Genomic DNA, 12,329 nt, shown 5'->3' with positions numbered 1-12,329 from the left:
CGTATGACTAGTCAGACCACCATCGACAAGACGGGGCCGGGGGACGGTACGCCGGCCGCCCCGTCGGACGGGACCCCGGGCAAGGGGCTGCGCGGGCATCCCTGGTTCACCCTCATCACCGTCGCCGTGGGCGTGATGATGGTGGCCCTCGACGGCACCATCGTGGCGATCGCGAACCCGGCCATCGGCGAGGACCTGGGCGCCTCGCTGTCGGAGCTCCAGTGGATCACCAACGCCTACTTCCTCGCCCTCGCGGTCAGCCTGATCACCGCGGGCAAGCTCGGTGACCGCTTCGGCCACCGCCAGACCTTCCTCATCGGTGTCGTCGGCTTCGCCGCCGCGTCGGGGGCCATCGGTCTGTCCGACAGCATCGCGATGGTCGTCACCTTCCGTGCCCTCCAGGGCCTGTTCGGCGCCCTGCTGATGCCGGCCGCGCTCGGCCTGCTGCGGGCCACCTTCCCGGCCGAGAAGCTCAACATGGCGATCGGCATCTGGGGCATGGTCATCGGCGCCTCCACCGCGGGCGGCCCGATCCTCGGCGGTGTCCTCGTCGAGCACGTCAACTGGCAGTCGGTGTTCTTCATCAACGTGCCGGTCGGCGTCCTCGCCCTCGTGCTCGGCGTGTGGATCCTGCTCGACCACCGCGCGGAGAACGCCCCGCGCTCCTTCGACCTGCTCGGCATAGCCCTGCTGTCCGGTGCGATGTTCTGCCTCGTGTGGGCCCTGATCAAGGCGCCCGAGTGGGGCTGGGGCGACGTCCAGACCTGGTCGTTCATCATCGGCTCGTTCGCCGGCTTCGGGGCCTTCGCCTTCTGGGAGACGAAGGTGCGGGAGCCGCTGATCCCGCTGGCGCTGTTCCGTTCCGTCCCGCTGTCCGCGGGTGTCGTGCTGATGGTCCTGATGGCCATCGCCTTCATGGGCGGTCTGTTCTTCGTCACCTTCTACCTGCAGAACGTGCACGGCATGAGCCCGATCGACGCCGGTCTGCACCTGCTGCCGCTCACCGGCATGATGATCGTCGGATCGCCGCTGGCCGGAGTGATGATCACCAAGGTCGGCCCGCGCATCCCGCTCGCCGGCGGCATGGCGTTCACCGCGCTCGCCATGTACGGCATGTCCACGCTGGAGACGGACACCGGCAGCGCCGTGATGTCGCTCTGGTTCGCCCTGCTGGGCCTCGGCCTCGCGCCGGTCATGGTCGGCGCCACCGAGGTCATCGTCGGCAACGCGCCGCTCGAACTGTCCGGTGTCGCCGGTGGCCTCCAGCAGGCCGCCATGCAGATCGGCGGCAGCCTCGGTACGGCCGTGCTCGGCGCCGTGATGGCCTCCAAGGTGGACAGCGACCTCGAGGGCAACTGGGCGGAGGCGGGGCTCCCGCCGCTCACCCCGGAGCAGGCCGATCTGGCTTCCGAGGCCGTGCAGGTCGGTGCGGCCCCGGTGGCCGAGGGCACCCCGGCACAGATCGCCGCGAAGATCGCCGACGTCGCCCACGACACCTTCATCTCCGGCATGAGCCTGGCGTCGCTGGTCGCCGCCGGAGTCGCCGCCGTGGCGGTGCTGGTCGCCTTCCTCACCAAGCGCGGTGAGAACGCGGAGGCGGGCGCGGGCGTCGGCCACATCTGACGGACCGTACGGCAGGGTCCGCCCCTCGGGGCGAACCGGCCCGGAAGGCGCCCGCCGCGGCGCGCCGCCGGAGGAGGCGGCGCGCCGCGGCGGGCTTTCCGGCGCCGGCCCGCGTGAATTCGCCGCCGGAGCGGGGGTACCCGCCATGTCAGCCAACCCTTCAGGGAGTTGATGATGGCGAGCTTCGGACACGGAACGCGCAGGCACCCCCGCACACGTGGCCGGACGTGGTCACGGTCCGGGCCGGATCGCGCGACGCTCGGGATCATCGGAACCATCTGCGCGATCGCCGGTTTCTTCGTGCTGGGGATCATCCTCGGCCCGGTGGCGATCGTCTGCGGCTGGCTGGCCATGGGCCGTAGCTGGACGGGTTCCCGTTCGGTGCCGGCCCTGGTCGCCCTCGTCCTGGGCGCCATCGACACGCTCCTGGCCGTCGTCTTCCTGGCCGGAGCGACCACGTCGGGCTACCCGGTGTTCTGACGTGTCGTCACAGGGAAAAGCCCCCGGTGGAACGCCGGGGGCTTTTCCCTGTGCGCGGAGCCGCGGGCGGTCGGGCCGCTGGAGACGTACAGAACCGCGGGCGGTCGGGCCTCCCCCCAGTGCCTGAGGGACCTGGAGAGGTACCCCCACCCGGGCGGCACGGGTGGGCGCCGGGGGCACCCCCTCCAGGGGAGGCACCGTGCCGCCGCGCGACCACCCGCCCCGCCCGGTACTACGCGTCGCCTCCCGCCACCCCGGGGTCGGCCGCGGCCACGTCCAGCAACTGGTACCGGTCGATCGCCTGCTTCAGCACCGACCGGTCCACGTGCCCCTCCCGCGCCAGCTCCGTCAGCACCGCCACCACGATCGACTGCGCGTCGATGTGGAAGAACCGCCGCGCCGCCCCCCGCGTGTCCGCGAACCCGAACCCGTCCGCGCCCAGCGACTGGTACGTCCCCGGCACCCACCGCGCGATCTGGTCCGGCACCGACCGCATCCAGTCGGACACCGCCACCACCGGCCCCCGCGCCGCCGCGAGCTTCCGCGTCACGTACGGGGTGCGCTGCTCCTCCTCCGGGTGCAGCAGGTTGTGCCGCTCGCAGTCCACCGCCTCGCGCCGCAGCTCGTTCCAGGAGGTCGCCGACCAGACGTCCGCCCTGACGTCCCACTCCTCGGCGAGGATCCGCTGCGCCTCGATCGCCCACGGCAGCGCGACCCCGGACGCCAGGATCTGCGCCGGGAGCGAGCCCGCCGTGCCCTCGCTGAAGCGGTAGAGGCCCTTGACGATGCCCTCCGCGTCGACGTTCTCGGGCTCGGCGGGGTGCTGGATCGGCTCGTTGTAGACGGTCAGGTAGTAGAAGACGTCCTCGCCGTGCGGGTGCTCCTCGTCGGAGCCGTACATCCGGCGCAGCCCGTCCCGCACGATGTGCGCGATCTCGAACCCGAACGCCGGGTCGTACGCGACGCACGCCGGGTTCGTGGAGGCCAGCAGCTGCGAGTGGCCGTCCGCGTGCTGGAGCCCCTCACCGGTCAGCGTCGTACGCCCCGCGGTCGCGCCCAGGACGAAACCGCGCGCCATCTGGTCGGCCATCTGCCAGAACTGGTCACCGGTGCGCTGGAAACCGAACATCGAGTAGAAGACGTACACCGGGATCAGCGGCTCGCCGTGCGTGGCGTACGCCGATCCCGCCGCGATCAGCGAGGCCGTGCAGCCGGCCTCGGAGATGCCGTCGTGCAGCATCTGCCCGTTCGGCGCCTCCTTGTAGGCGAGCAGCAGCTCCCGGTCCACCGACTCGTACTGCTGGCCGAGCGGGTTGTAGATCTTCGCGCTCGGGAAGAACGAGTCCATGCCGAACGTGCGGTACTCGTCCGGCGCGATCAGTACGAACCGCTTGCCGATCTCCTTGTCCCGCATGAGGTCCTTGAGGAGACGGACGAAGGCCATGGTCGTCGCGATGGACTGCTGGCCCGAGCCCTTCTTCACGGTCGCGTACGTCTTTTCCTCGGGCAGCCGCAGCGGCTTCGACCGCACCACCCGCGTCGGCACGTACCCGCCGAGCGACCTGCGGCGATCGTGCATGTACTGCATCTCCTCCGTGTCCGGCCCCGGGTGGTAGTAGGGCGGCAGACCGGACTCGAGGTCCTTGTCGGAGATCGGCAGGTGCAGCCGGTCCCGGAAGTGCTTGAGGTCGTCGACCGTCAGCTTCTTCATCTGGTGCGTGGCGTTGCGGCCCTCGAAGTTCGGGCCCAGCGTCCAGCCCTTGACCGTCTTCGCCAGGATCACCGTCGGCTGGCCCTTGTGCTCGGCCGCCGCCTTGTACGCCGCGTAGATCTTGCGGTGGTCGTGACCGCCGCGCCCCAGGTGCAGGATCTGGTCGTCGGTCATGCCCTCGACCATCGCGCGCAGCCGGTGGTCGTCGCCGAAGAAGTGGTCGCGGATGTACGCGCCCGACTCGGTGGCGTACGTCTGGAACTGCCCGTCCGGCGTGGTGTTCATCTTGTTGACCAGCACGCCGTCGCGGTCCTGCGCGAGCAGCGGGTCCCAGGTGCGGTCCCAGATCAGCTTGATCACGTTCCAGCCGGCGCCCCGGAAGACCGACTCCAGCTCCTGGATGATCTTCCCGTTGCCGCGCACCGGGCCGTCGAGCCGCTGCAGGTTGCAGTTGACGACGAAGGTCAGGTTGTCCAGGCCCTCCCGCGCGGCGAGGGTGAGCTGGCCCAGCGACTCCGGCTCGTCCATCTCGCCGTCGCCGAGGAACGCCCACACGCGCGAGCGCGAGGTGTCCGCGATACCGCGCGCGTGCATGTAGCGGTTCATCCGCGCCTGGTAGATCGCGCCGATCGGGCCGAGCCCCATCGACACGGTCGGGAACTCCCAGAAGTCCGGCATCAGCCGCGGGTGCGGATACGACGACAGGGTGTACGGGGCCTTCGACTTCTCCTGGCGGAAGCCGTCCAGGTGCCGCTCGCTCAGCCGGTCCAGCAGGTACGCGCGGGCGTAGATGCCGGGGGAGGCGTGCCCCTGGAAGAAGACCTGGTCGCCGCCGTCGCCCTCGTCCTTGCCGCGGAAGAAGTGGTTGAAGCCCACGTCGTACAGCGACGCGGAGGACGCGAAGGTGGCGATGTGGCCGCCGACCCCGATGCCCGGCCGCTGCGCGCGGGAGACCATCACCGCGGCGTTCCAGCGGGTGGCGTTGAGGATCTTGCGCTCGATCTCCTCGTTGCCCGGGAAGAACGGCTCGGCGCGGGTCGGGATCGTGTTGACGTAGTCCGTGCTGCGCATCTCGGGCACGGCCACGCGCTTGGCGCGGGCACGTTCGATCAGTCGCAGCATCAGGTAGCGGGCCCGCTCCCGGCCGCGCTCGTCGACCGCGGCGTCGAGGGAGTCGAGCCACTCCTGGGTTTCCTCGGGGTCGAAGTCAGGAACCTGACTCGGAAGGCCGCCAATGATGATCGGGTTGCGATCGGATGCGGAAGCCACGCTGTTCCTTACCTGTCAGAGGGCCGGGAGACGGGCCGCTGTTTTTCGCCGGTACGGCCCGGATTGCGCCGCTCCCCATGGTCCACCTCGGGGCCGTCGGCGTCATCTCTACCGGGAGGTAATCCGGGGTCGGTACCAGTACGGTGTCCATGGGGCTCGTCCATTCGAGTCTTCGTACACGTAGACGGTTCCCAAAGGGCCAAACGGGGCACAAAGGTGTGGTGTGCGTCACTTCAGGCCATGATGGTGTGCCTGGAGTTGCGGTGACCCGGCCAGGATCGTCACCGTTTCGGCGGTCTGCACGGCCGGGTACTTGCGCGATCCGTCCCGCCCGTGTGGACTACGGCCAATGCTTCGCGCACGCGCGTGGCTGAGTTATTCCCAAGACATGATCAGGAGGCAACCCGTGAGCGCGACCGCGGACCACGCGGAGGAGCGGACGAACCCTGCCGCCAGGCTGGGGTTCCAGCCCGGGCAGGTGGTCCAGGAGATCGGCTACGACGACGACGTCGACCAGGAGCTCCGCGAGGCCATCGAGGGCGTCATCGAGAGCGACCTTGTCGATGAGGACTACGACGACGTGGCTGACGCCGTTGTGCTGTGGTTCCGCGACGACGACGGCGACCTGACGGATGCGCTGGTGGATGCCACCACGTACATCGAAGAGGGCGGTGCGATCCTGCTCCTCACGCCGAAGACGGGCCGTTCGGGCTATGTGGAGCCGAGCGACATCTCGGAGGCCGCCACCACGGCGGGCCTGACGGCGGCCAAGAGCGTCAGTGTGGGCAAGGACTGGAGCGGCAGCCGGCTGGCGACGCCGAAGGCGGCCAAGTCCAAGCGGTGAACCACCCCGGACGGGCCGGTCGCGTCACGCGTCGGCCCGTCCGTCGGCCTGTCGTGCTCCCTGCGTAGGGTGGCCGGAGCGAACCACCCCGAAGGGACGGACACGACGATGGCGATCCAGGTCGGCGACAAGGCCCCCGACTTCGAACTCAAGGACAACCACGGGGCGACCGTGAGGCTGTCCGACTTCCGCGGGCGGAAGAACGTGGTGGTGCTCTTCTACCCGTTCGCCTTCACCGGCGTGTGCACCGGCGAGCTGTGCGAGGTCCGCGACCGGCTGCCGCAGTTCTCCGACCGCGACACCCAGGTACTCGCCGTCTCCAACGACTCCATCCACACCCTGCGCGTCTTCGCCGAGCAGGAGGGCCTGGAGTACCCCCTGCTCAGCGACTTCTGGCCGCACGGCGAGGTCTCGCGCGCGTACGGCGTCTTCGACGAGGACAAGGGGTGCGCGGTGCGCGGGACGTTCATCGTCGACAAGGAGGGCGTCGTGCGCTGGACCGTCGTCAACGCCCTGCCGGACGCCCGTGACCTGAACGAGTACGTCAAGGCGCTCGACGCCCTGTAGTCACGTCGAAGCGCTCGACACCCGTGGATCCGGGCCGACACCCTGGGATTCCTCGGCCGCCGGGCCTGCGGTGGCCGGGAACCCGTCACTAGGATCGACTCGTTGATCCGACATCCGACGCACTACGGGGCACCCCGCCCCAGGACACCAATGGAGGACTCGTGGGAGTCAGCCTCAGCAAGGGCGGCAACGTATCGCTGACCAAGGAGGCGCCGGGCCTGACCGCGGTCATCGTCGGTCTGGGGTGGGACATCCGCACCACGACCGGTACCGACTTCGACCTCGACGCCAGCGCCCTGCTGCTGAACAGCAGCGGCAAGGTCGCCAGTGACGCGCACTTCATCTTCTTCAACAACCTCAAGAGCCCGGACGGCTCGGTCGAGCACACCGGTGACAACCTGACCGGTGAGGGCGAGGGCGACGACGAGCAGATCAAGATCAACCTCGCCGGGGTCCCCGCCGACATCGAGAAGATCGTCTTCCCGGTCTCCATCTACGACGCCGAGAACCGCCAGCAGTCCTTCGGCCAGGTGCGCAACGCGTTCATCCGCGTCGTCAACCAGGCCGGCGAGGCCGAGATCGCCCGCTACGACCTGAGCGAGGACGCCTCCACCGAGACCGCCATGGTCTTCGGTGAGCTGTACCGGCACGGCGCGGAGTGGAAGTTCCGCGCCATCGGCCAGGGCTACGCCTCGGGTCTGCGCGGCATCGCGCAGGACTTCGGCGTGAACGTCTGAGAGGCACCGTGGGGCGGCCACGCCCGACCCCGGCCGCCTTCCGCGGCCGCACCGTCCGGCGCCGCACGGTTTACGTGCGGCGCCGGACGCGCAGGACCACCTGAGAAACATCACCACCCGGGGAGGGACCAGCATCATGGGCGTCACGCTTGCCAAAGGGGGCAACGTCTCCCTGTCCAAGGCCGCACCCAACCTCACGCAGGTCATGATCGGGCTCGGCTGGGACGCGCGCTCCACCACCGGAGCCGACTTCGACCTCGACGCCAGCGCGCTGATGTGCAGCGGCGGCCGGGTCATGGGGGACGAGTGGTTCGTCTTCTACAACCAGCTCAAGAGCCCGGACGGCTCGGTGGAGCACACCGGTGACAACCTGACCGGTGAGGGCGAGGGGGACGACGAGTCCCTGCTGGTCGACCTCCCCAAGGTGCCGGCTCAGTGCGACAAGATCGTCTTTCCGGTCTCCATCCACCTGGCCGACGAGCGCGGCCAGACCTTCGGCCAGGTCAGCAATGCCTTCATCCGCGTGGTGAACCAGGCGGACGGCCAGGAACTCGCCCGTTACGACCTGAGCGAGGACGCATCCACCGAAACCGCGATGATCTTCGGCGAGCTCTACCGCTATCAGGGCGAGTGGAAGTTCCGTGCGGTGGGACAGGGGTACGCGTCGGGGTTGCGGGGCATCGCTCTAGACTTCGGAGTCAACGTTTCGTAAAGCCGATCACGGCAGCGGGGGAGACCCGTTAACACACCTGGGGTAGCCAGTGGTTCTGAAAACCTTCGGCTGGTCGTTCGCGGTCACCGCGCTCGGCCTGGTCGCAGCGATCCTCTTCGGGGGGTGGACCGCCTTCGGAATCGTGGCGATCCTCTCGATCCTCGAGATCTCGCTGTCCTTCGACAACGCGGTGGTCAACGCCGGCATCCTGAAGAAGATGAATGCCTTCTGGCAGAAGATCTTCCTCACCGTGGGCATTCTGATCGCCGTCTTCGGCATGCGGCTGGTCTTCCCCGTCGTGATCGTCGCCATCAGCGCCCAGCTCGGCCCGATCGAGGCGGTCGACCTCGCGCTCAGCGACAAGGACCGTTACCAGGAACTCGTCACCGACGCCCACCCGGCGATCGCCGCGTTCGGTGGCATGTTCCTGCTGATGATCTTCCTGGACTTCATCTTCGAGGACCGGGACATCAAGTGGCTGGCCTGGCTGGAGCGCCCGCTGGCCAAGCTGGGCAAGGTCGACATGCTGTCGGTCTGCATCGCCCTGATCGTCCTGCTGATCTCCGCGGTCACCTTCGCCACCCAGGCCCACCAGCACGGCGGCGCCCATGTGGACAAGGCGGAGACGGTCCTGCTCGCCGGCATCGCGGGCCTGATCACCTACATGATCGTGGGCGGTCTCTCCGGCTACTTCGAGGACAAGCTCGAAGAGGAGGAGGAGCAGGAGCACGAGGAGGAGGAGAAGGCCGTACGGGAGGGCAAGCCCCGCACGGTGGTGGCCATGGCCGGCAAGGCCGCGTTCTTCATGTTCCTCTACCTGGAGGTGCTGGACGCCTCCTTCTCCTTCGACGGCGTGATCGGCGCCTTCGCCATCACCAACGACATCGTCCTGATGGCCCTCGGCCTGGGCATCGGCGCCATGTACGTCCGTTCGCTCACGGTCTACCTGGTCCGCCAGGGCACCCTCGACGACTACGTCTACCTGGAGCACGGCGCGCACTACGCCATCGGCGCCCTGGCGCTGATCCTGCTCGTCACCATCCAGTACGAGATCAACGAGATCATCACCGGCCTCGTCGGCGTCGTCCTGATCGGCGCCTCCTTCTGGTCCTCCGTACGCCGCAACAAGCGGCTCGCGGAAGCCGAGGGGAACGCCGGAGACAAGACTGAGGTCACCTCCGGGGTGTGACAGCCCTCCGGGTGAGGAACGCTCTCGACGGGGCGGCCACCGAGGACCACTCCTCGGGGCCGCCCCGTCGGCCGTCCGGGAGGTCCGGCGGCCCGAGCGGGGCTCGGCGACTGGACTTGGGGCGGGAATGGGTTTCCTGGACGGACTGTGGCGCGGACGTGAGAGCGCCTTCGACTCGGGCAGCGCGGCCAGCAACGCCATCGAGCTGACCAAACGGCACGGTCAGGTGTCCCTGACCAAACAGGGCGCGGCCACCGGCCATCTGCGGATCAACCTGAGCTGGCGGATGCGGACCTCCGACTTCGGCGGCTCCCAGCGGGAGAGCCTGCTGCGCCACCCCCTCAAGGCGCTCAAACCGCCGGAGGTCGTCGGCCACAGCCAGTCCATGGTCAACGTCGACCTCGACCTGGGGTGCCTGTACGAGCTCCAGGACGGCACCAAGGGCGTGGTCCAGCCCCTCGGCGGCCTCCTCGGCGACGTCAACGCCGCGCCGTACGTCAAGCTCAGCGGCGACGACCGGTTCGGGTCCGGCTCGGGCGAGACCATGTACGTCAACCTGGACCACCGCGAGAACATCAAGCGCCTGCTGGTCTTCGCCTACATCTACGACCAGACGCCCGCGTTCGACCGCACGCACGCCATGGTCACGCTCTACCCCAGCAGCGGACCGCGGATCGAGATCGGCCTCGACGAACGCCACCCCCAGGCCCGCTCCTGCGCGGTGGTGATGATCGAGAACGTCAAGAACGAGATCCTCGTCCGCCGCGAGGTGAAGTTCGTGTACGGATTCCAGGCGGAGCTGGACCGGCTGTACGGGTGGGGGCTCCAGTGGGGAAGGGGCTTCAAGACGAAGGCCGGCCACTAGGAGCCCCTGACCGCGCGGGTACCGGCCGGTCAGCGTCCGATGAACTGCGGCCCCTGCGGCGGAAGCCGGAAGTCCGGGTCGGGGGAGACGGCGGCCGGCGGCGGGAAACCGTACCCGCCCGGTGCCCCCGCGGCGGCCGTGGCGGGCGCCGGTGGGTATCCGTAGGCGGGCTGACTGGTCGGCTGGGGATAGCCGTAGGCCGGCTGCGTGGCCGCGGGCTGCTGCGGCGGATAGCCGTACGCGGGCTGCGCGGGCACCCCCGCCGGCTGCTCGGGCGGCAGCGGCCGGGACACCTCGGGCGCCGACGGGACGAGCGGGGCCTGGGGCTGCGTCAGCGCCTCGGAGGAGGTCCGGTCGGAGGCCGGTACGTGCGCCGTCGGGGGCGGAAGCTGGGTGACGTCGGAGGAATCGGGCTCCTGCGCGGCCTCCGACTCGTCCACCGAGATGCCGAAGTCGGTCGCCAGCCCCTTCAGGCCGTTCGAATAGCCCTCGCCGAGCGCCCGGAACTTCCAGCCCTCACCGCGCCGGTACAGCTCACCGCAGATCAGCGCGGTCTCCTCGCCGGTCTCCGGCTTGATGTCGAAATACGCCAGCGCGTCCCCGTCGGCGGCCTGCGCGTCGTACAGCAGGATGCGCAGGTCCCGTACGCGGTCGAAGGCGACGCCGTCCGCCGACGCGACGAGCAGAATCCGGCCGACACCGGACTCGACACCGGCGAGGTCCGTCTGGATCGTGTCGGTCAGGCCCTCGGCGACGCGCTTCTTGCCGAGCCGCCACACCTGCCCGGCAGGGTGCCGCGGCTGGTTGTAGAAGACGAAGTCCTCGTCGGAGCGCACACGACCGTCGGGGCCGAGGAGCAGCGCGGAGGCGTCGATGTCCGGCACCCCCTGACCGGGCGACCAGCGCAGTACGGCACGTACTGTGGTGGCCTCGAGAGGGACGTTCGACCCCTTGAGCATCGCGTGCGTCATGCGGTCATCCTGCCTTCTCCGTCCTGGTCACGACAACGCGGGGGGTTGGAGTCGACACGGCGGGGTTACCTCGAGTTCACGCCCCGAGGGAACCGCCGACATGGATCCCTACGTACTATTACCGGCCACCTACCGACATTCCAGAGATTCCACGGATTCAGAGAGGCCACGGGGGAGTTCAATGCGTCATTTCGGGCATCTTGCCCCTGCGGTGCGGAAACGTCTCTTCTACCGGGAGCCCGGCGAGTTCACGCCGGATTCCCCGGCCCGGCTGCTCTCCGCGGCCCTCGGCGCCACGCTCTACAGCCCCGCGACCCGGCCCCGGCTCGCCGACGACATCGTCAAGCAGGGCGGAAACGGTGTGGTCTCCATGGTGCTGTGCCTGGAGGACTCCATCAGCGACGCCGACGTGCCGGCCGGTGAGGAGAACCTCGTACGGCAGTTCGTCGACCTGGCCGGGCGGCCCGGGGCGGATCTGCCGCTGCTGTTCATCCGGGTCCGCACCCCCCAGCAGATCCCCGACCTCGTCCGCCGCCTCGGCCCCGCCGTCGCGCTGCTGTCCGGATTCGTCCTGCCGAAGTTCACCGCGGAACGCGGTCTGCCGTTCCTGGAGGCGCTGGCCACCGCCGAGGCCGAAAGCGGCCACCGGCTCTTCGCCATGCCCGTGCTGGAGTCGCCCGAGCTGCTCTACCGCGAATCCCGCGTCGAGACCCTCGAAGGCATCTTCCGCGCCGTCGACAAGTACCGCGACCGCGTCCTCGCACTGCGCCTCGGCGTGACCGATTTCTGTTCCTCCTACGGGCTGCGCAGAGGCCCCGACATGACGGCGTACGACATCCAGGTCGTCGCCTCCGTGATCTCCGACGTGGTGAACATGCTGGCCCGGGCCGACGGCACCGGATTCACCGTGACCGGACCTGTCTGGGAGTACTTCCGGGTCCAGGAACGCATGTTCAAGCCGCTCCTGCGGCAGAGCCCCTTCCACGAGGTGCAGGCCGTGGCACTGCGCGAGAAGCTGATCGAACACGCCATGGACGGCCTGCTGCGCGAGATCTCCCTCGACCGGGCCAACGGCCTGCTGGGCAAGACCTGCATCCACCCCTCCCACGTCCTCCCCGTGCACGCGCTGTCCGTCGTCAGTCACGAGGAGTTCAGCGACGCCCAGGACATCCTCCGGCCGGAACGCGGCGGCGGGGGTGTACTCAGGTCGGCCTACACCAACAAGATGAACGAGGTGAAACCCCACCGCGCCTGGGCCGAGCGGACCCTGCTGCGTGCCGAGGTCTTCGGCGTCACCAACGAGGACATCGGCTTCGTGGAACTGCTCGCGGCGGGCCTGGCCGAATGACCGGGACGGAGAA

Annotated in this window: 11 protein-coding genes; 9 read left to right on the top strand and 2 right to left on the bottom strand. The window is 69.1% G+C overall.

From position 1 onward, the window contains the following. The first annotated feature begins 3 nt into the window (after window positions 1-3). Entirely contained in the window at window positions 4-1,623 is a 1,620-nt protein-coding gene (locus tag IH50_RS0110045; RefSeq protein WP_030859526.1) for an MFS transporter, read from the top strand. Between the two features lie 171 nt (window positions 1,624-1,794). Then, a complete protein-coding gene (locus IH50_RS0110040) occupies window positions 1,795-2,103 on the top strand; it encodes a hypothetical protein (protein ID WP_030859524.1) in 309 nt (102 codons plus the stop codon). Window positions 2,104-2,335: 232 nt separating this feature from the next. Here the strand turns inward: IH50_RS0110040 and aceE are convergent, their stop codons facing one another. Next, entirely contained in the window at window positions 2,336-5,083 is a 2,748-nt protein-coding gene (gene aceE / locus IH50_RS0110035; RefSeq protein WP_030859522.1) for a pyruvate dehydrogenase (acetyl-transferring), homodimeric type, read from the bottom strand. Between the two features lie 406 nt (window positions 5,084-5,489). Between aceE and IH50_RS0110030 the strand changes: the two genes are divergently transcribed. The 6 genes from IH50_RS0110030 (at window position 5,490) to IH50_RS0110005 (ending at window position 9,997) form a co-directional block, all read left to right on the top strand. Continuing rightward, the gene (locus tag IH50_RS0110030; RefSeq protein WP_030218400.1) at window positions 5,490-5,927 is read left to right on the top strand and encodes a DUF3052 domain-containing protein; all 438 of its coding nucleotides are present in this window, start codon (window positions 5,490-5,492) and stop codon (window positions 5,925-5,927) included. A 108-nt stretch (window positions 5,928-6,035) separates the two neighbouring features. Continuing rightward, the gene (locus IH50_RS0110025) at window positions 6,036-6,494 is read left to right on the top strand and encodes a peroxiredoxin (RefSeq protein ID WP_030859520.1); all 459 of its coding nucleotides are present in this window, start codon (window positions 6,036-6,038) and stop codon (window positions 6,492-6,494) included. A gap of 161 nt (window positions 6,495-6,655) precedes the next feature. Further along, a complete protein-coding gene (locus IH50_RS0110020; RefSeq protein WP_030859518.1) occupies window positions 6,656-7,231 on the top strand; it encodes a calcium homeostasis/redox stress adaptation protein in 576 nt (191 codons plus the stop codon). A 136-nt stretch (window positions 7,232-7,367) separates the two neighbouring features. Beyond that, window positions 7,368-7,943: a TerD family protein gene (locus IH50_RS0110015; protein WP_030859516.1), complete on the top strand. Its 576-nt coding sequence runs from the start codon at window positions 7,368-7,370 to the stop codon at window positions 7,941-7,943. A gap of 49 nt (window positions 7,944-7,992) precedes the next feature. Beyond that, window positions 7,993-9,132 carry a DUF475 domain-containing protein gene (locus IH50_RS0110010; RefSeq protein WP_030859514.1) on the top strand — a complete coding sequence of 380 codons (1,140 nt, stop codon included), beginning with the start codon at window positions 7,993-7,995 and terminating at the stop codon, window positions 9,130-9,132. Window positions 9,133-9,259: 127 nt separating this feature from the next. Next, a complete protein-coding gene (locus tag IH50_RS0110005) occupies window positions 9,260-9,997 on the top strand; it encodes a TerD family protein (protein WP_030859512.1) in 738 nt (245 codons plus the stop codon). Between the two features lie 29 nt (window positions 9,998-10,026). Here IH50_RS0110005 and IH50_RS0110000 read toward each other — a convergent pair whose 3' ends face one another. Beyond that, complete coding sequence (locus tag IH50_RS0110000; RefSeq protein WP_030859510.1) at window positions 10,027-10,968, bottom strand: TerD family protein; 942 nt, start codon at window positions 10,966-10,968, stop codon at window positions 10,027-10,029. 181 nt (window positions 10,969-11,149) lie between these two features. Here IH50_RS0110000 and IH50_RS0109995 point away from each other — a divergent pair, with 181 nt between their 5' ends. Further along, window positions 11,150-12,316, top strand: coding sequence for an HpcH/HpaI aldolase/citrate lyase family protein (locus tag IH50_RS0109995; protein WP_030859508.1), 1,167 nt, complete (start codon window positions 11,150-11,152; stop codon window positions 12,314-12,316). Window positions 12,317-12,329: the final 13 nt, after the last annotated feature.

It is taken from the genome of Streptomyces sp. NRRL S-37 (assembly GCF_000721605.1).
Classification (GTDB): domain Bacteria; phylum Actinomycetota; class Actinomycetes; order Streptomycetales; family Streptomycetaceae; genus Streptomyces.
Note: the sequence above shows the minus strand (reverse complement) of the source record. Positions and strands in the feature narration are given on the sequence as shown.